This window comes from uncultured Amnibacterium sp., assembly GCF_964245895.1.
GTDB lineage: Bacteria > Actinomycetota > Actinomycetes > Actinomycetales > Microbacteriaceae > Amnibacterium.
The window spans coordinates 1-18768 of sequence record NZ_CAXTOQ010000058.1 but is presented as its reverse complement, the minus strand read 5'-3'; the positions used below and the strand labels follow the sequence as shown (position 1 = coordinate 18768).

Annotated in this window: 19 protein-coding genes; 9 read left to right on the top strand and 10 right to left on the bottom strand. The window is 73.0% G+C overall.

All coding sequences use genetic code 11. The features are described from left to right. From ACFE60_RS09875 to ACFE60_RS09865, 3 genes are all read right to left on the bottom strand, one after another. A partial coding sequence (locus ACFE60_RS09875) for a PPK2 family polyphosphate kinase (protein ID WP_375388684.1) occupies window positions 1–776 on the bottom strand: 776 nt, incomplete at its 3' end. Between the two features lie 35 nt (window positions 777–811). Further along, window positions 812–2101 carry a HipA domain-containing protein gene (locus ACFE60_RS09870; RefSeq protein WP_375388683.1) on the bottom strand — a complete coding sequence of 430 codons (1290 nt, stop codon included), beginning with the start codon at window positions 2099–2101 and terminating at the stop codon, window positions 812–814. After that, window positions 2095–2319 (bottom strand): helix-turn-helix domain-containing protein, encoded by a 225-nt coding sequence (locus tag ACFE60_RS09865; RefSeq protein WP_375388682.1) that lies wholly within the window; start codon window positions 2317–2319, stop codon window positions 2095–2097. The genes ACFE60_RS09870 and ACFE60_RS09865 overlap by 7 nt, the downstream gene beginning before the upstream one ends. Before the next feature lie 109 nt (window positions 2320–2428). On the opposite strand from ACFE60_RS09865, the gene ACFE60_RS09860 reads away from it, so the two are divergent. Next, window positions 2429–3442 carry an aldo/keto reductase gene (locus ACFE60_RS09860; protein ID WP_375388681.1) on the top strand — a complete coding sequence of 338 codons (1014 nt, stop codon included), beginning with the start codon at window positions 2429–2431 and terminating at the stop codon, window positions 3440–3442. 7 nt (window positions 3443–3449) lie between these two features. Here the strand turns inward: ACFE60_RS09860 and ACFE60_RS09855 are convergent, their stop codons facing one another. The 5 genes from ACFE60_RS09855 to rsmI form a co-directional block, all read right to left on the bottom strand. Then, window positions 3450–3632 carry a hypothetical protein gene (locus tag ACFE60_RS09855; protein WP_375388680.1) on the bottom strand — a complete coding sequence of 61 codons (183 nt, stop codon included), beginning with the start codon at window positions 3630–3632 and terminating at the stop codon, window positions 3450–3452. Between the two features lie 21 nt (window positions 3633–3653). Next, window positions 3654–4556: a TatD family hydrolase gene (locus ACFE60_RS09850; RefSeq protein WP_375388679.1), complete on the bottom strand. Its 903-nt coding sequence runs from the start codon at window positions 4554–4556 to the stop codon at window positions 3654–3656. 113 nt (window positions 4557–4669) lie between these two features. Beyond that, window positions 4670–6256, bottom strand: a complete 1587-nt coding sequence (gene metG / locus ACFE60_RS09845; RefSeq protein ID WP_375388678.1) for a methionine--tRNA ligase — start codon at window positions 6254–6256, stop codon at window positions 4670–4672. 47 nt (window positions 6257–6303) lie between these two features. After that, the gene (locus tag ACFE60_RS09840; RefSeq protein ID WP_375388677.1) at window positions 6304–7233 is read right to left on the bottom strand and encodes an NADP-dependent oxidoreductase; all 930 of its coding nucleotides are present in this window, start codon (window positions 7231–7233) and stop codon (window positions 6304–6306) included. A 119-nt stretch (window positions 7234–7352) separates the two neighbouring features. Then, window positions 7353–8168 (bottom strand): 16S rRNA (cytidine(1402)-2'-O)-methyltransferase, encoded by an 816-nt coding sequence (rsmI, locus tag ACFE60_RS09835; RefSeq protein WP_375388676.1) that lies wholly within the window; start codon window positions 8166–8168, stop codon window positions 7353–7355. A 67-nt stretch (window positions 8169–8235) separates the two neighbouring features. Here rsmI and ACFE60_RS09830 point away from each other — a divergent pair, with 67 nt between their 5' ends. The 3 genes from ACFE60_RS09830 (at window position 8236) to ACFE60_RS09820 (ending at window position 11464) form a co-directional block, all read left to right on the top strand. Next, on the top strand, window positions 8236–9855 hold the full coding sequence (locus ACFE60_RS09830) for a dolichyl-phosphate-mannose--protein mannosyltransferase (RefSeq protein ID WP_375388675.1): 1620 nt from the start codon (window positions 8236–8238) through the stop codon (window positions 9853–9855). Between the two features lie 188 nt (window positions 9856–10043). After that, window positions 10044–11198 (top strand): MalY/PatB family protein, encoded by a 1155-nt coding sequence (locus ACFE60_RS09825; protein ID WP_375388674.1) that lies wholly within the window; start codon window positions 10044–10046, stop codon window positions 11196–11198. Further along, the gene (locus ACFE60_RS09820) at window positions 11195–11464 is read left to right on the top strand and encodes a hypothetical protein (protein ID WP_375388673.1); all 270 of its coding nucleotides are present in this window, start codon (window positions 11195–11197) and stop codon (window positions 11462–11464) included. Before ACFE60_RS09825 ends, ACFE60_RS09820 begins: the two co-directional genes overlap by 4 nt. Here ACFE60_RS09820 and add read toward each other — a convergent pair. Together add and ACFE60_RS09810 are read right to left on the bottom strand one after the other, a co-directional pair. After that, on the bottom strand, window positions 11461–12444 hold the full coding sequence (add, locus tag ACFE60_RS09815; RefSeq protein ID WP_375388672.1) for an adenosine deaminase: 984 nt from the start codon (window positions 12442–12444) through the stop codon (window positions 11461–11463). The genes ACFE60_RS09820 and add overlap by 4 nt on opposite strands. A gap of 90 nt (window positions 12445–12534) precedes the next feature. After that, window positions 12535–14997 (bottom strand): putative Ig domain-containing protein, encoded by a 2463-nt coding sequence (locus tag ACFE60_RS09810; RefSeq protein ID WP_375388671.1) that lies wholly within the window; start codon window positions 14995–14997, stop codon window positions 12535–12537. A 172-nt stretch (window positions 14998–15169) separates the two neighbouring features. Between ACFE60_RS09810 and ACFE60_RS09805 the strand changes: the two genes are divergently transcribed. From ACFE60_RS09805 to ACFE60_RS09785, 5 genes are all read left to right on the top strand, one after another. Further along, window positions 15170–16141, top strand: a complete 972-nt coding sequence (locus ACFE60_RS09805; protein WP_375388670.1) for an aldo/keto reductase — start codon at window positions 15170–15172, stop codon at window positions 16139–16141. Window positions 16142–16286: 145 nt separating this feature from the next. Continuing rightward, the gene (locus ACFE60_RS09800; protein ID WP_375388669.1) at window positions 16287–17954 is read left to right on the top strand and encodes an ATP-binding cassette domain-containing protein; all 1668 of its coding nucleotides are present in this window, start codon (window positions 16287–16289) and stop codon (window positions 17952–17954) included. Continuing rightward, window positions 17935–18105: a hypothetical protein gene (locus ACFE60_RS09795; RefSeq protein ID WP_375388668.1), complete on the top strand. Its 171-nt coding sequence runs from the start codon at window positions 17935–17937 to the stop codon at window positions 18103–18105. The genes ACFE60_RS09800 and ACFE60_RS09795 overlap by 20 nt, the downstream gene beginning before the upstream one ends. A gap of 84 nt (window positions 18106–18189) precedes the next feature. Continuing rightward, on the top strand, window positions 18190–18333 hold the full coding sequence (locus ACFE60_RS09790; protein WP_375388667.1) for a TraR/DksA C4-type zinc finger protein: 144 nt from the start codon (window positions 18190–18192) through the stop codon (window positions 18331–18333). An 84-nt stretch (window positions 18334–18417) separates the two neighbouring features. Next, window positions 18418–18768: hypothetical protein (locus tag ACFE60_RS09785; RefSeq protein ID WP_375388666.1), on the top strand; the 351-nt coding region annotated here is incomplete at its 3' end.

Below are 18768 nucleotides of genomic sequence, written 5' to 3'. Positions count from 1 at the left end.
TACTGCGGGTCGAGCTCCTCCAGCGTCTCGCGCAGCAGCTGCGCCACGGCCCAGTTCCGGTACGACTTGTGATCAGCGGGCACGACGTACCACGGCGCGACGTCGGTGCTGGTGCGCTCGAGCACGGCGCCGTACGCCGCCTGGTAGTCGTCCCACCTGGCGCGCTCGTCGATGTCGCCCTCGTTGAACTTCCAGTGCTTGTCCGGGCGGTCGAGCCGCGCCAGCAGCCGCTCGCGCTGCATGTCGTACGACACGTTGAGGAACACCTTCAGCACGGTGGTGCCGCCGTCGGCGAGCTCCTGCTCGAACGCGTTGATCGTGTCGTAGCGGGTCTCCCACTCGCTCTGCGGCACCAGCTGGTGCACCCGGACGACGAGGACGTCCTCGTAGTGGCTGCGGTCGAAGACGCCGATCATGCCGGGGCGCGGGAGGCGCTTGCGGATCCGCCAGAGGAAGTCGTGCGCGAGCTCCTCCTCCGTCGGCTTCTTGAACGCCGTGTACTCGATGCCGATCGGGCCGAAGACCCCGACCGCGTGGGTGACGACGCCGCCCTTGCCCGCGGTGTCCATGCCCTGCAGCACCAGCAGCACCCGCCGGGTGCCGCCCTGGGTCGACTCGGCCCACAGGCGGTCCTGCAGGTCCGAGAGCACCTCGGCCGCGCGCGCCATGGCCTTGCCGTCCGGCGCGAGCGGCTTCGCCCCCGCGTCGAACCCCGCGACGCTGACGGGACCTGCCGGCACGCGCAGCACCGAACGGAGGGAGGCGTCCTTGCTCATCGCCCGAGCGTATTGCGCGGCCGGGCGGAGGCGCTTCATCGCGTGTCCCTGACGAGCGGCAGGCGGGCCACGCCGGCGACGAGCTCCTCCGCGATCCGGCCGGCCTCGTCGTCGATCGCCCCGAGCAGCGCCGCGGACCGCGCGAACCCGTCGACCATCGACCGCCGCGTCTCCTCGACGATCGCCTCGGCATCGTCGCCCCCGATGCCGAACCGTCGCCCGGAGGCCACGAGCCCCGCGACGGAGATCCGCCCGAGCGAGTACTCCCCGCCCACCTGCATGGCGCTGTCGAGCCGGTCGTCGCCGTTCCAGTACGCCGCGTACGACAGCAGGTCGTAGAGCGGGGCGAGCTCGACCCGCCTGCGGTGCAGCAGCAGCGAGTAGTTCTTGGCGTGCGCGTCGGTGCATCCCGCGACGACGTTGAAGACGAGTGCGCGGAAGAACCGCTCGCCTGCCTCCCGCCGGTCCGCCTCGATCGGCAGCCCGGCGAGCAGGCGCTGGACGTCGGCGACGCCGGGACCGCCGTCGCGCTGCTGGTACTTCTTCGCGGGCGGGACCGCCAGGGCCTGGCACAGGTCCTCCTGGTGTCGGCGGCGCCAGCCCGCTTCCGTCCTGATCCGGTCGTAGCGCTCGGACACGAACACGGGTCGCCCGGCGATCCGCGTGAGCGAGGAGGTGGCGACCCGGTTGCCGAGCAGCCCTGCGGCGACGAGCGTCACCTGCTCGACGACGTCGATCCGACGGAACCGGCCGGCGACCGGCTTGAGGATGTGCGTCGTCGGCGTCGCCTCCAGCGGCACCGCCCATCGGCCGTCGGGCAGGCGATGCAGCGCGATCTTGGGCTGCGCGCCCGCCAGGCTGAACCGCCCGGCCCCTCCTCCCGCCGGCACCCCGTCGCGGTACTGCTCGACGACCCTGTCCAGCAGCGCCGCGACCTCGTCGTCGTCGATCGGCCGGGCGGCGTCGCGGGCACCCGCCGCGTCGGAGAACGGCACGCCGCGCGGCACGATCTGCACCGCGCCCGCCGCATCGGCGCCGACGTGCTCGAGCAGCGCGAACGGGTTGTTCGGGGACACGCCGTACGCGGCTCCGATCGCGCGGAGCGCCTCGCCGTTGTCGGGCAGCAGCCCCTGCAGGAAGGGCAGGACGACCCGGCGCCGATGGGTGGCGACCGCGAGCGGCATCGACAGCGACAGCGGCGTGCTGTCGCGGTCGGCGCGGTACTCGTCGTCGTACTCGAAGCGCAGGTCGCCCGCCGCGGTCTGCGTCAGGGTGCCGCAGCGCTGCCCGTCGAGCGCGACGTCGAGCCCGCGGGTGGTCACCACGTGATCTCGCTGCCGTCCTGGGCCCGCACCGCGACCTCGTACCCGAGCGCCTGCACGACGTCGAAGACCTTCGCGGCGACCACGGTCGGCTTGCCGGCCTCCAGGTCGACCACGAACGACCGCGACACGTGAGCCCTCGTCGCGAGCTCGGACTGGGTCCATCCGCGACGCTCGCGCAGCTCGCGCACCAGCGCTGCCGCCTCCCGCACCGTGTACATGGCATCCTTCCGTGTCGCCGATCGGCGACATCTCAGTATGACGCCGTACGGCGACATGCACAAGAGTCGCCGTACGGCGACATCCAGGTAGACCTACGAGGATGGGGCCGTGCTCGACGACGCCCTCCTCCCGTCCCGCCCCCTCGGCCGCACCGGTCGCACCGTCTCGGCGGTCGGGCTCGGCACCTGGCAGCTCGGCGGCGACTGGGGCGAGGTGCCGGAGGCGGACGCGCTCGCGGTGCTGGACGCCTCCGCCGCCGCCGGCGTCACCCTGTTCGACACCGCCGACGTGTACGGCGACGGCCGCAGCGAGCGGTTGATCGGCGGCTGGCTGGCCGCCAACCCCGGCGCCGGGGTGACGGTCGCGACGAAGATGGGCCGCCGGCTCGACCAGGTGCCGTCGAACTACGTGCTCGCGAACTTCCGCGCCTGGACCGACCGGTCGCGCGCGAACCTCGGGCAGGACACCCTCGACCTGGTGCAGCTGCACTGCCCGCCGACCGCGGTCTTCGAGGACGACGCGGTCTTCGACGCGCTCGACACCCTGGTGCAGGAGGGCGCGATCGCCGCGTACGGCGTCTCGGTCGAGGAGGCGCAGCAGGCGCTCACCGCGATCGCCCGGCCCGGCACCGCATCCGTGCAGATCATCCTCAACGCGTTCCGGCTGAAGCCGCTCGACGCCGTGCTGCCGGCCGCGGCGGAGGCGGGGGTCGGCATCCTCGCCCGGGTGCCGCTCGCCTCCGGGCTGCTGTCCGGGAAGTACGACGAGACGACCGAGTTCGGCGCGGACGACCACCGCAACTACAACCGGCACGGCGAGGCCTTCGACCAGGGCGAGACCTTCTCGGGCGTCGACTACGCCGACGGCGTCGCGGCCGCGCGGCGGTTCTCGGCCCTCGTCGCGGCGGAGGCGCCGGAGGGGACGACGCCGGCGCAGGCGGCGATCGCCTGGGTCGCGCAGCTGCCGGGCGTCACCGCCGTGATCCCCGGCGCGCGCTCGGTCGCGCAGGCGCAGTCGAACGCGTCGGCCGGGGCGCTGCCGCCGCTCGGGTCGGCGTTCGACGCCGGGGTGCACGCGATCTACGACGAGGCGTTCCGCGCGGCGATCCACGACCGCTGGTAGCCGCCGGTCAGCGCCGCGAGAAGCGGTCCGACACCGCGAGGACGCCCAGCGCGACCGCGAACGCGATGATCGCGGAGATCAGCGCGATCACCGGCGTCGAGCGGATCAGCAGCTGCAGCGCGAGGATCAGCGCCGCCAGGATCGCCGAGATCAGAAGGTCCCGGCGCCACCGGATGTCGCCGCGCTGCACCACTGGACCGTATCGCGCGGGTCAGCGGCCCCAGCGCTCCGGGGCGTCGTCGGTCCAGCTGCCGTAGACCGCCTCCGTGTTGCTCGCGATCTGCGCGGCGAGCATCGACGGGTCCGTCTCCAGCACCTCCGCCATGAACCGCAGGGTGTGCGGCACCAGGTAGGGCGCGTTCGGCCGGCCCCGCACCGGCGCCGGCGCGAGCCACGGCGCGTCCGTCTCGACGAGGATCCGGTCGCGCGGGGTGACCCGCAGCGCCGCCCGGAGGTCGTGCGCCGTCTTGAACGTCACGGTGCCGGCGAACGAGAGGTACCAGCCGTGCGAGGTCGCCAGCGTCGCCAGGCCCGCGTCGCCCGAGAAGCAGTGGAAGACCGTGCGGTCCGGGGCGCCGACCCGCAGCAGGGTGTCCACGACCTCGACGTGCGCGTCGCGGTCGTGGATCTGCAGCGCCAGGCCGTGCCGCCTGGCGATGTCGATGTGCGCCTCGAAGGAGCGCAGCTGGGCCGCGAGACCGTCCTCGCCGGTGCGGTAGTAGTCGAGGCCGGTCTCGCCGATCGCCCGCACCCGCGGCCGGGAGGCGAGCCCCTCGATGACGGCGAGCGCGTCGTCCAGGCCCCCCTCCGCCTCCAGCACCGCGGCGTCGTTCGGATGGATCGCGACGGCGGCGAGCATCCGCGGGTCGATCGCGGCGTGGTCGGCGGACCAGCGGCTCGACTCGACGTCGGTGCCGACCTGCACGACCCCCTTGACCCCGGCGACGGAGGCGCGATCGAGCTGCTCGCGCCAGTCGAGCGGACCGTGCCCATCCCCGCTGGCCTCCTCCTCCCCGAACCAGCCGGGACCGGAGTACGGATCGATGTGGGTGTGGTCGTCGTAGACGGGGACCTTCAGCGTCTCCGGCAGCGGCGGGTACGCCCGGTCAGCCATCGTTCGCGGATCCGGATGAACGCGGCGACACGCCGGTCGCCCGCCGGCAGGAGCGGCGTGTCGCGGAGGATCTCCGGATCCGCGCAAAGGATCCGGATCCGCGACCCTGCTCGTCAGGCATTGAGGACGTCGGGGTCGATGCGCGGGAAGAGGGGCTCGAGCGCCGAGACCGTCGTGCCGGCGGGCAGGATGCCCCAGTCGCCCGCCGCGCGGATGCGCTGGTCGGCGAGGAGTCCGATGCCCGCCTCCGCGCCGAGCGCCGCCCACAGCTTCGCGGTCGCCTGGGGCACGATCGGCGACAGCAGCACCGCGAGGGCGCGGAGGCCCTCCGCCGCGGTCGCGAGCACGGCGTCGAGCCGGTCCGCCGTCGCCGGGTCCTTCGCCAGCACCCACGGCTGCTCGAGGGTGATGTACCCGTTCAGCTCCTCCACGATCGTCCAGATCGCGGCGACGGCCTCGTGCGGCGCCATCCGCTCCATCGCGAGGTCGGCCTGCAGCGCCGCGTCGCGCACGGTCGCGCGGATGCCCAGGTCGCGCTCCGACGGCTCCGTGGAGGCCGGGACGACGCCGTCGCGGTACCGGGTGATCATCGCGAGCACGCGGGAGGCGAGGTTGCCGAACCCGTTCGCGAGCTCCGCCTGGTAGCGGGCGGCGAGGTCCTCCCACGAGAACGAGCCGTCCTGCCCGAAGGGGATCGCGCGCAGGAAGTAGTAGCGGAACGCGTCGGAGCCGAAGACGTCGGTGATCTGCGACGGAGCGATGCCGGTCAGCTTCGACTTCGACATCTTCTCGCCGCCGACGAGCAGCCACCCGTGGGCGAAGACCTGCTTCGGCACCGGCAGCCCGGCCGCGAGCAGCATCGCGGGCCAGATCACCGCGTGGAACCGGAGGATGTCCTTGCCCACCAGGTGCGTGGCCGGCCAGCGCCGGTTCAGCGTCGCCTCGTCGCCGTCGAAGCCGACGGCGGTGACGTAGTTGAGCAGCGCGTCGAACCAGACGTAGACGACGTGCTTCGGGTCCCACGGCACCGGGACGCCCCAGTCGAACGTCGAGCGGGAGATCGAGAGGTCGTCGAGCCCCTGCTTGACGAACTGCACGACCTCGTTGCGCGCGCTGTCCGGCTGCACGAAGTCGGGCCGCTCCTCGTAGAGCGCCAGCAGCTGCTCCGTGAAGCGGCTCATGCGGAAGAAGTAGTTCCGCTCCTTCAGCAGCTCGACCGGGATGGAGTGGATGGCGCACACGAGCTCGCCGTCGTACCGCCCCGTGCCGGTGACGAGCTCCGCGGTCTGCTTGTACTCCTCGCAGCCGACGCAGTAGAAGCCCTCGTAGTCCCCCGCCTCGATGAAGCCGGTGTCGTAGAGCCGCTGGATGAACGCGGCGACGCCCTGCTCGTGGCGCGGCTGCGTGGTGCGGATGAAGTCGTCGTTCGCGATGTCGAGGGTCTCGAGCAGCGGGATCCAGGACTCGCGCACGAGCTTGTCGGCCCACTCCCGCGGACCCATGTCGTTCGCCGTCGCGGTGCGCAGCATCTTCTGCCCGTGCTCGTCCGTGCCGGTCAGGAACCAGGTGTCGTCACCGGCCTGCCGGTGCCACCTGGACAGCACGTCCGCGGCGACCTCGGTGTAGCCGTGGCCGATGTGCGGCACGTCGGACGGGTAGAAGATCGGCGTGGTGATGTAGAAGGACCGATCCGCGGGCACCACGGGATTTTACGGGGTGCCGCCAGCCGTGTGACGACGGGCCGGCATCAGGGCCCCGCGACCTGCAGCACGACCTTGCCGAGCCCGCTGCGGCGGGCGAGGACGCGGTACGCCTCCTGCACCTCGCCGAGCGGGAACCGCGCCTTGATCGGCACGTCGAAGCCGCCGCCGGCGATCACGGCCGCGAGCCGCCGCACCCCCTCCGCGGGATCGGCGAGCGCGGACATGCCCTGCGCCTGCACGCCGAGGCGGGCTGGTGCGCCGAAGTCGATGATCGTCTCGACCCGGTCGGGGGCGACGCCGAGCGCGATCGCGAGATCGGTGTAGCCGTCGCCGTGCAGGTCGAAGAACGCGGTGATGCTGTCCGGCGCCGCCGTGCGGAGGCGCGCCTCGAGCCCCTCCCCGGAGGCGACGGGCTCGGCGCCGTGCTCCCGCAGCCAGTCGTGGTTGGCGGGACCGGCGATCGCGAGCACCCGGGCGCCCGTGCCGGCGGCCAGCTGGGTCAGGTAGACGCCGACCCCGCCGGCCGCCCCGGCGATCACGACGGTGTCCTGCGCCCCGACGGGCACGGTCTGCAGCGCGGCGAGCGCGGTCGTGCCGGCGACGTACAGGGTCGCGGCGACGTCCCAGCCGAGGGCGTCCGGCTTCGCGACGACCCGGTCGGCGGGCAGGAGCGTGAGCTCCGCCTGCGCGTTGCGGCCGTCCGACAGCCCGATGACCGCCTGGCCGACCGCGAGCTGCGCGACGCCGGCGCCGACCGCCGCGATCCGCCCGGCGAGGTCGCTGCCCTGCCCCTCCGGGAACGCCGCGGGGAACCGCGACGCGGCCGCGCCGGAGCGGATACCGATCTCGCCGGGGTTCGTGCCGGCCGTGACGACGCGGACGACCACCTCCCCGGGTCCCGGCACCGGGTCCGGCACCTCCTGCACCTGCAGGACCGTCTCGTCGCCGTACTCCTCGAACCGCACCGCTCGCATGGAGGGGATCAACGTGCGGCGGCGCCGTCGATTCCGTCGTGCAGGAGATCCGCGGGCGGCCGCGATCCGTTCTGAAGGAACTTCTCGCGATCGTGCGCAGGAGTTCCTTCGAAACGGAGTCAGCGGGCGGCGAGGGCGGCGTCGTACAGCGCCTTGCGCGACAGGCCGGTGCGCTCCGCCACCTGCGCGGTGGCCTCCTTCAAGCGCGCGCCGCCCGAGACGAGCGCGAGCACCGCGGCCAGGGCCGCGTCGGCGTCGGGCGGCGCCGCTTCGGCCCCGGCGAGCACGACGACGACCTCGCCCCGCACGCCCCCCTCCGCCCACGCGGCGACCTGCGCGACCGTGCCGCGCACCACCTCCTCGTGCAGCTTCGTCAGCTCCCGCGCCACGACCACCTGCCGCTGCGGGCCGAACACCTCGACCATCGCCGCCAGCAGCGCCGCGGTCCGGTTCGGCGACTCGAACAGCACGGTCGTGCGCGGCTCGGCGACGAGCGTCCGGAGGAATCGGGAGCGCTCCCCGGGCTTGCGCGGCGGGAAGCCCTCGAACACGAACCGGTCGGTCGGCAGCCCGGAGAGCGCGAGCGCCGTCAGCACCGCGGAGGGGCCGGGCACGGCCGTCACGGGCACCCCCGCGTCGATCGCCGCGCGCACGAGCGCGAACCCGGGGTCGGACACCGTCGGCATGCCCGCGTCGGAGACGAGCACGACGTCGCCCTCCCGCGCCGCCTCGAGCAGCGCGGCGCTCCTCGCGCGCTCGGTGTGCTCGTTCACGACCACGAGCCGGGCGGAGGTCTCGACGTGCAGGGCGGCGAGCAGGCGCTGCGCGACCCGGGTGTCCTCCGCCGCGATCACGGTCGCGCCGGCGAGCGCCTCCACCAGTCGGCGGGAGGCGTCGCCGAGGTTCCCGATCGGGGTGGCGGCGAGGACGAGCACCGCTCCAGTCTGCCGTCGAGGGCCGCGGCGCCGGAGCGCCGCTCGATCGCCCACGTAAGGTTCCCCCGTGTCGCAGGCCACCGCATCGCTCGAGCGCCGCCGCGCGACGCCGCCCGGCCTGTTCGACCGGCTGTCGGAGTGGGCGCGGTACGGGCCCTTCGCGGTGCTGCTCGTCGCCGCGGTCGCACGGCTCGCGGGCCTCGGGTACCCCCGCAAGCTGATCTTCGACGAGACGTACTACGTCAAGGACGCGTGGACGCTCTGGCACCTCGGGTACGAGGGCACCTGGCCGAGCGGCGCGGGCGACCTGCCGGCCGGCTTCACCGACGTCAACACGGCGTTCGAGGCCGGGCACGTCGACTTCTACACGGCGGCGGCGCAGTACGTCGCGCACCCGCCGCTGGGTAAGTGGATCATCGGGCTCGGCGAGGTCGTCGCCGGCGGGGCGCAGAACCCCTCCGGGTGGCGGCTCTCGGTCGCGATCGTCGGGATCCTTGCCGTCGGGCTGACGATGGTGGTCGCTCACCGGATGTTCCAGACCCCGCTCGTGACGACGTTGGCCGGCGGGCTCTTCGCGATCGAGAACCAGGCGATCGTGCTGTCCCGCGTCGGCCTGCTCGACAACATCGTCATGCTGCTGGCGCTCGCGGCGTTCGCCTGCGTGCTCGAGGACCGGTTCTTCACCGAGCGCCGCTTCGGGGCCTGGCTGATGCGCCGGAGGCGCGGGATCGGCGACTGGGGACCCGCGCTGCTGTGGCGGCCGTGGCTGATCGGCGCGGGCGCCGCGCTCGGCTTCTGCTCGGCCGTGAAGTGGTCCGGGATCTACTTCCTCGCCGCGTTCGCGCTGTACGTCGTCGGCACCGACCTGCTGCTGCGCCGACGCGCCGGCGTGCGCTTCTGGGCCGTCGCCGGGCTGCTGAAGCAGGCGCCGATCGTCGCGCTCAGCCTGCTGCCGACCGCGGTGGCGGCGTACCTGATCGGCTGGACCGGCTGGTTCGTCACCTCCAGCGGCTACGACCGGCGGTACCTGGAGGACGGCGGCCAGCGCTTCACCGGGCTGCTCGCCTGGGTGCCCGCGCCGCTGCAGAACCTGTGGGCGTGGACCACGAACATCTACGCCTTCCACACCGGCCTCTCCACGCCGCACCCCTACCAGTCGCCCGCGATCCTGTGGCCGCTGATCGCCCGGCCGACGTCGATGTACTGGGACGCGACCGCCGGCACCTGCGGGCAGGACAGCTGCGTCTCCGCGATCACCGACCTGCCGAACCCGCTGATCTGGTACGCCGCGGTCGCCGCCTCCGTCTACCTGGTCGTCCGGTTCATCCGGCGGAGGGAGTGGCAGGCGGCCCTGATCCTGATGGGCTTCGTCGGCGGCTACCTGCCCTGGCTGCAGTACCCGAACCGCACGATGTTCTTCTTCTACTCCATCGCGTTCGAGCCGTACCTGCTGCTCGCGCTCGCCGCGACGATCGGGCTGATGGTGGTGCGGCCGCCCGAGCTCGACACCGCGGCCGAGCTGCGGAGCGCCGAGCTCTCCTACGGGCTGCGGATCCGCCGCGGCGTCATCGGCGGGTTCCTGATCGCCGCGGTGCTCCTCAGCGCGTTCTTCTTCCCGATCAGCGCGGGCATCCCCGTGCCGTACCAGTTCTGGCACATCCACATGTGGTCCCCGACCTGGATCTGACGCGCCTCCGCCTCCCGCCCGCCGCCTGCCCTGCTCCTCCGAGGGCTTCAGCAGGACAGAACGCGGTCAGCAGGACGATCCGCGCCGTTTCGTCCTGCCGAAGCCGTTCTGTCCTGCTGTCGCCCTCGAGGACGGGGCGTGACGTCCCGCGGAGCCGGCCGCGCTGCCGGACGCGGCACGATGGAGGCGTGAGCCTGCTGTTCGAGACGCCGTCGGAGTCGGAGCTGCGTGCGCGCGGCAGCGCGAAGTGGACCGCGTTCCCCGACGCGATCGGCGCGTTCGTCGCCGAGATGGACTTCGGCATGGCTCCCGTGATCCGCGACGCGCTGATCGCGGAGATCGACGCGGCCCGCACCGGCTACCTCCCCGCCGCCCAGAGTGCCGCGCTCGCCGCCGCCACGGCGGCCTGGGCGGCCGATCGCTACGACTGGGTCGTGCCGGAGGCGCGGATCAAGCCCGTCGCGGACGTGCTCACCGGCCTGGACCTCGTGCTGCACCGCTACGCGGACGCGGCGAAGCCCGTGATCGTGCCGACGCCCGCCTACATGCCGTTCCTCCAGATCCCGCAGCGCAACGGCCGCGAGATCGTGGAGGTGCCCTCGCCGTCGAGCGACGGCCGGTACGAGCTGGACCTCGACGGCATCGCCGCGGCCTTCGCCGCCGGCGCGGACACCCTGGTGCTGTGCAACCCCTGGAACCCGGCCGGCCGGGTCCTCACCCGGGACGAGCTGGTCGCGCTGAGCGAGGTCGTCGACCGGTTCGGCGGCCGGGTCTTCGCGGACGAGATCCACGCGCCGGTCGTCCTCGGCGAGCGACGGCACATCCCCTACGCGAGCGTGAACGGGACGGCCGCGAGTCACACGGTCACCGCGATCAGCGCCTCCAAGGCGTTCAACCTGCCTGGCCTGAAGTGCGCGCAGCTGGTCTTCTCGAACGACGCGGACGCCGAGCGGTACGAGCAGGTCGCCGGGGCGGTCGCGCACGGCGCGAGCGGCTTCGGCGTCGCGGCGAACACCGCCGCCTACCGCGACGGCGGGCCCTGGCTCGACGAGGTGCTCGTCTACCTCGAGGACTCCGCGGCCCTGGTCGCGCGGCGGCTGGCCGAGCGCCTGCCGCAGGTCGGCTTCCGCGCGCCGGAGGGCACCTACATCGGCTGGCTCGACGTGCGGGCGCTCGACCTGGGCGACCGGCCCGCCGACGTGATCCGGCAGCGCGCGGGCGTGGCGCTGACCGACGGAGCCGCGTGCGGGGAGGCGGGTCGCGGGTTCGCGCGGCTCGTCATCGCCACCCCGCAGCCGGTGCTCGAGGACGTCGTCGACCGGCTGGCGAGAGCCTTCGGGTGACCGACGAGGAGACGGTCCTCACGTCACGCCGCGCGTTCCTCCGCTCGGCGGGCCGCGGCTGGACGCCGGGCCGGCTCCGCGTCAGCGACCGGCGGGTGCGCTTCACCGCGAGCGACGGCACGGTCCTCGAGGTCGCCCGCGCCGGGGTGTCGGCCGTGCGGCTGGCGCGCCTCCCCCGGCGCGCACTGGTGCTCGACACGGCGGCGGGCCCGATCCGCCTCCGCTGCTTCGCGATGCCCGCGGTGGCGATCCTCCTCCGGCGCTAGGAGGCGAGCCAGGCGTCGATGGCCGCCAGGCCGCCGGCCTTGACCGCGTCGGGCGCGCCGGAGGCGGTGAGCGACGCCCGCGCGCAGCCGGCCAGCTGCTCGTCGGTCAGGTGGAGGCGCTCGCGGCTCAGCTCGTACTCCTCCAGCACGTTCGGCCCGAACTGCACCGGGTCGTCGGCGTTGATCGAGCACGTGACCCCGGCCGCGAGCAGCGCGGGAAGCGGGTGGTGCTCGAGGTCGGGCACCACGTGCAGCACGACGTTCGAGCTGGGGCACACGTCGAGGCAGACGCCGAGCCGGGCGACGTCCGCGGTCAGGCCCGCGTCCTCGATCACGCGGATCCCGTGCAGGATGCGGTCGGCGTGCAGCACCTCGACGGCCTCGCGCACGGACTCGGGGCCGACCAGCTCCCCGGCGTGCGGGGTGATCAGCAGCCCGGCGTCGCGGGCGATGGCGAACGCCTCCGCGAACGGCGCTGCCGGGAAGCCGCGCTCGTCGGCGTGCAGCCCGAACGACACCACCCCGCGGCCGGCGTAGGCGGCGGCGAGGCGCGCGTCCGCGACGGCCTGCTCGACCGCCATCGTGCGGGCGGAGGCGATCATCGCGCGGATCACGACGCCGGTGCGCGCCTCCTCCCGCGCGGCGGCCGCGAGCAGCAGGTCGAGCGCCGCGGCCGGGTCGCCGCCGAACAGGTGCTGGTGGAGCGCTGGCGCAAGGGTGACCTCGACGTAGACGACCCCGTCCGCCTTCGCGTCGTCGGCGAGCTCCGCCATGATCCGCTCGAGCTGGTCCGGGCGGCGGATCAGCCGCAGGACGTCGCCGTACGCGGCCTCGAAGTCGGAGAAGTCCGCGAAGTCGGCCCACGACGGGATCGGCTCGTCCGCCTCCGCGGCGATGTCGCGCAGGGTCGCGGGCCGCATCGACGCCTCGAAGTGGAGGTGCAGGTGGCCTTTGGGCAGCAGGGCGAGATCGCGGGTCACGCGGACGACCCTGCCATCCCCATGTTTCGAACGGACGGCGAAGGGCCCGTGATCGGCTGCTGCCGGCCACGGGCCCTCGGTCGTGCGGGACTAGTGCTTCGGGTTCTTCACCGTCAGCGTGCCCGCGCGCTTCACGGCCGCACCCTGCACCGTGAGCGTGCTCGTGCCCGTGCCGGCCTTCGACTGCGGGAAGGCGAAGATCCCGAACGCGTTGGCGTGACCGGACGCGATCACCTTCGTGCCGTCCTTGATGACCACGCGCTCACCCGCGGCGAGCTTCTCGACGGCGACGAGCTTCGTGCCGTTCGCCGAGACCGTGTGGACCGTCAGCTTCTTCTTCGCCGCGAGGGACGTGACCTTCACCGTGGTGGCGGCCTGCGTCGCCGGGTCGGTGACCTTGCGCGAGCCGGCGATCCGGATGGTGTGGACCTTGTCCTTGCTCGCCTTCTTCAGATGCACCGAGACGGACAGCGTGCCGGCCTTCTTCACGGCGCCGTGGCTGACGGTCCTGCCGTCGACCTCGACGGTCCAGCGCTCGCCCTTCTGGAAGCCCTTGACCTTCAGCGGCACCGTGGCGGCACCGACCTTCACGGCGGGGACGGCCTTCGCCGGGGTGATCAGGTCGACGACCTCGGGCACGACGAACGTGACCGGTGTCGAGACGGACCCCGCGCTGCTCGTCGCCGAGATGAACGCGGTGGTGGTGCCGGAGGCGGCCGGGGTGCCGCTGATCACGCCGGAGCTCGCGTCGAGCGTGACGCCCTTCGGCAGCGATCCGTACGAGACCCTGAACGTGACGGGCAGCGTGCTCGTCGTGGTGAGCTTGAGCGACACCGCGTGCCCCAGCTGCGCCTTCTGCGTGGGCACGCCGGTCAGCGCGGGCGCCTGCGGCGCCGGGGTGCTCACGACGGGCGGGGCGCTCACGACCGCGGCAGGCGCGATGGTCAGGTGGAAGGTGAGGTCCGCTCCGCCGATGCCCTGCACGTAGAAGGTGACGTCGCGGTCGATCGCCTCGGTGGGCGTCCCCGAGATCACGCCGGTGGAACGGTCGATCGTGAGACCGGCGGGCAGCCCCAGAACTCGACTGCTCGAGCTGTTGCCGTAGGAGACCTCGAAGTCGTTCAGGCCGTCGCCGGCGACCGGGAGGGCTGCGCGGTACGCGGTGCCGACCGTGCCGGCCGGGAGCGTGCCGGTGATGTGGGGCAGCCGCGCGTACTTGGCGAACAGCGTGACCGGCTTCGGCGTGCCGGTGCTCGGACCGGCGACCGTCAAGTCGTCCGCGACGTCCGTTCCCGTGCCGTTCGCTGCGGTGTTCCAGCTCGCGAAGGTGGAGCCGCTCGGCTCGGTCAGCGTGTAGCCGTCGTCGTCGTACGCGCTGCCGATCGCGTCGGCGAGCGACGCGGAGTAGACGTGGCCGCTTCGCGTGCCGTGGAACGTGCCGCCGTTCGCCTCGATCGAGACCTGGTAGTTGTTGCCGGTGACCTCGATGCTCGGGTCGAGCAAGGTGGACGGGTCCACATCGGTTCCGTCGCCGTTCACGTCCTCCGTCTGAGCCGTGATCGACCCCAGGTTGTGGATCGTGCCGGCGCCGGTCACCGCGGCGTTCGTGTAGCCGTCGGGCTGGACGAGGTAGATGCGGCCGTGGTTCTCGACCGTCGCTCCTGCTGGGAGGACGAGCTGGTTGTCGCTCTGGAACCCGATCGAGGTGCCCTCGCCGATCGAGAGCGAGCCGAAGTCCGTGCGGTTCTGGCCGGCGCCGATCGAGCTGGGGGGCGTGCTGGGTCCGCCGATGGAAGTACCGGGCTGCGCGTCGACGGTCGCGCCGTGCACGAGGGAGACGGTTCCGCCGTCGCCCGAGGCGCCGCCACCGATGCCGGCAGCACCCCGACCGCCGTGTGCGCGGACGTCGGCGTCGTCGATGGTGACGTCGATACCTGTTCCGAAGTAGGTGCCACCGATGCCGGCGCCACCCCCGCCGTTGCCGTTGTAGTCCCCGTCGGCCTGCACGAAAGCGTGGCCGTCCGCGATGAAGTGCGCGTTCGCGCCGTGGTCGGAGCCGATCCCGGCGCCGTCGTCGATGCCGAATGCAGCGACATCGGCGCCGGTGACATGGAACGTCGAGCCCTGACCGATGTACACCGCCGTGGTGCTGTTGTAATCGGTGGCGGACACGTTCAACCTGCCGGTGCCCGGACCGCCGTCCGCCGCGGTGGAGTCGGTGACGCTGAGGTCGATCCCGTCGTCGATCTGGGTCTCAGCCGTGGTGAGGGTGTGCCCGGCGAGATCCAGCGTCGTGTCGGCCGCGAACTCCAGGAACGGCACTGTCGACGTGTCGTCCGAGTCGAGGTTGTCGCCGAGCTGGATGTTCGACTCCCCGTTCCCGAGCGCGGTCTGCAGGTCGTCGAACGTGTTCACGACGTCGACCGGGTCGGCGAACGCGGGGGTCGAGACGAAGGCACCCGCGACCAGGGCGGTCGACACGGCCAGGCCGCCGAGTGCGAGGCGACGGCGGGCGGTCAGGCGACAGGCCGCCTGGGCATGGCTGGTGAACATCGGGTCTCCTCGACCGAGCGCTGGGAGGGGGGTCGCGCTCTTCGAGGAACCTATGAGCGACTCGGAAAGCGAGCGGTTCGCCACGGTGGTTGCGCGCGAACAACCGCCCGCCCCAGTTCGGGGGGTGCCGGCGTTCAGCGGGCGCGCACCGAGCCGAGCGCAGCCTGAACCCATGCAGTACACCCACCTCGGCCGCTCCGGCCTGTCCGTCTCCCGCCTCGTGCTCGGCACCATGAACTTCGGCATGGAGACCGAGGAGGCCGACTCCTTCGCGATCATGGACGCCGCCCACGACGCCGGCCTCAACTTCTTCGACACCGCCAACCGATACGGCGGGAAGACCGGTCCGGGCGGGACCGAGTCGATCATCGGCAGGTGGTTCGCGCAGGGCGGCGGGCGGCGCGAGAAGACGGGGCTCGCGACGAAGCTCTACGGCGAGATGAGCGACTGGCCGAACGACGGCCGGCTCTCCGCGCTGAACATCCGGCGCGCGCTCGACGCCTCCCTGACCCGCCTGCAGACGGATCACATCGACCTGTACCAGTTCCACCACATCGACCGGGACACGCCCTGGGACGAGATCTGGCAGGCCATGGAGGTCGCCGTCGCGCAGGGCAAGATCCTGTACGCCGGCAGCAGCAACTTCGCCGGGTGGCACCTCGCGACCGCGCAGGAGGCGGCTCGGCGGCGCGACTTCACCGGCCTCGTGTCCGAGCAGTCGCTCTACAACCTGCTGGCTCGCACGATCGAGCTCGAGCTGATCCCCGCCGCGCAGCACAACGGGATCGGGCTGATCCCCTGGTCGCCGCTGCAGGGCGGGCTGCTCGGCGGCGTGCTGCGGAAGGAGCGGGACTCGAGCCGGCGCACCTCCGAGCGGGCCAGGGCGGAGCTCGAGGCGCACCGGTCGCAGATCGAGCGGTACGAGGACCTCGCCGACGAGCTGGGGCATGAACCCGGCGACGTGGCGCTCGCCTGGCTGCTGCACCAGCCGGCCGTGACCGCGCCGATCATCGGGCCGCGCACGATGGAGCAGCTCGAGGCGGGGCTGCGAGCCCTCGACGTGCGGCTCGACGCGGACGCGCTCGCGCGGCTGGACGAGCTCTTCCCGGGCCACAGGCCGGCTCCTGAGGACTACGCCTGGTAGCTGCGTCGTGAAGGCGATCCGGCGCGCCGGAGCCGACCGGATCGCCTTCGACACGCAGTGCACGTTGCGACGCTTCCGCCGATCGGGCAGCCTGGTCGGCTGCTTCCGCAGCCGGCCGCCGCGCCGCGCACCCCCGGAGGAACCCGTGGCGCACCTCGAGCTCGCCCACGTCGACCACGCGCTCGACGACGGTCGGCCGCTGCTGAACGACGTCTCCCTGCGGGTCGGCGACGGCGCCAAGGTCGCCCTGGTCGGCCCGAACGGCATCGGCAAGACGACGCTGCTCGGGCTGCTCGACGGCCGCATCCCGGTGCAGGAGGGGGCCCGCGGGCTGTCGGGGCGGCTCGGCGTGATGCGCCAGCTGATCGGCAGCGTCGGCGGCGACGCCACCGTGCGGGACCTGCTGCTCACGACGAGCCCGCCCGCCATCCAGGCGGCCGCCGCCGCTGTGGACGCTGCGGAGGAGGCGGTGCTCACCTCCGACGACGAACGCGCCCAGATGGCGTACGCCCGAGCGCTCGCGGACTGGGGCGATGCGGGCGGCTACGACGAGGAGGTGCGCTGGGACTCGGCGACCACCGAGTCGCTGCACGTCCCGTTCGACCAGGTGCAGCACCGTCGCGCCGCCACGCTGTCCGGCGGCGAGCAGAAGCGGCTCGTGCTCGAGTGCCTCTTCAGCGGCCCCGACGACGTGCTGCTGCTCGACGAGCCCGACAACTTCCTCGACGTGCGCGGCAAGGAGTGGCTCGAGCGCATCGTGCGCGACTCCCCCAAGACCGTGCTGCTCGTCACGCACGATCGCGAGGTCATCGCGCGCTGCGCGTCCGCGATCGCGACGCTCGAGCGCGGCGCCGCGGGCGCCACCCTCTGGCTGCACGGCGGCGGGCTCGACTCGTACCGGCAGGCGCGGATCGACCGGAACGAGCGCCTGGACGAGGTGCGCCGCCGCTGGCTGGAGGAGGAGCAGAAGCTGAAGGACCTCGTCGCGATGTACAAGCTGAAGGCGTCCTACAACGACGCCATGGCGTCGCGCCTGCAGGCGGCGCGGTCGCGGCTCGCCCGCTTCCAGGCGGAGGGGCTGCCGGAGGCCGCGCCCATCCCGGAGCAGGTCACCATGCGCCTGTCGGGCGGCCGCACCGCGAAGCGCGCGATCGTCGCCGAGCGCCTCGGGCTGACCGGTCTGATGCAGCCCTTCTCCACCGAGATCTGGTTCGGCGACCGCGTCGCCGTGCTCGGCAGCAACGGGTCCGGCAAGAGCCACTTCCTCCGCCTGCTGCGGCAGACGGACGAGCACAGGGTGGGCACGGACGCGCTCGGCGACCCGGTCGCGCACACCGGGGTGGTGCGGCTCGGCAGCCGGGTGCGCACCGGCTACTTCAACCAGACGCACCAGCACCCGGAGTTCACCGGCCGCACCCTGCTCGAGATCCTCGACGCCGGCTCCCCCGACCGGACCGGGCTCGACCGCGGCGGCGCCTCCTCCGTGCTCGGGCGCTACGGGCTCGTGAAGAGCGCCGAGCAGCGGTTCGAGAGCCTGTCCGGTGGGCAGCAGGCCCGGTTCCAGATCCTGCTGCTCGAGCTGGAGGGCGCGACCCTGCTGCTGCTGGACGAGCCGACCGACAACCTCGACTTCGAGTCCGCGGAGGCGCTGGAGGCCGCCCTCGACCGGTTCGAGGGCGCCGTCGTCACCGTGACCCACGACCGCTGGTTCGCGCGCGGGTTCGACCGCTTCCTCGTGTTCGACGAGGACGGCCGGGTGCGCGCGACCGACCAGCCGGACTGGTCGGTCGGCCATGTCCGACGAGCCCGCTGACGCGCGCCTCCGGGTCCTGCAGCAGGAGGCGGAGGCGCAGCTGCGGGCCGCGGACGAGCAGATCGCGGCGATCACGGCCGCCCGCGCGGACGCGAACAGCGACGACGTGGGCCCACGCCCGCCGGTTCCGGCGCGCCGCGAAGCGGTGTGACGGCCGAGCGGGTGGGGACACGATCCGGAGGGCGCCACCATCGGGTTCGAGCGCGCGCAGGCGGAGGCGCTGCGGGCCGCGGCGGTGCGGCGGCTGGCCGACGTCGGTCGCGCGCTAGAGCGGGTCGCCGCAGGCACCTACGGCGTCTGCGCGGTGTGCGGCGACGCGATCCCGGAGGCGCGCCTCGCGGCCCGCCCGACGACCGACCGCTGCATCCGGCACGCCTGACGCCCCCGTCGGCCCGGCGCGCGTCCAGGCGCGCGGGCGACGATCGAGGGTCGCCGACAGGAAGAAGGACCGATGCTGCGAGCCGTGTACGTGCGAACCCTGAAGCAGGGCGTGACGGATGACGACTACATCGCCGCCTGGATGCCGGAGGGCACCGCGCGCGAGGACTACCCCGCGCGGGTGTCGGTGTCGCACTCGACGGTCGACGAGCGGCAGACGGTCACCGTCTTCGAGTTCGAGGGCGACCCGGACCAGCGCCGCGGCACCTGGCTCGTTTCCAACTGCCCCTTGAAGCTCATCAACTACGAAACGCTCACGCGCGACTGCGACCTCGCGTCCGACAAGCGCGTGTACTTCGACGCGGTCGTGCTGGACGAGGCCCAGCGCATCAAGAACCGGGAGTCGAAGACCGCGCAGTCGGTGCGCGCGCTCAAC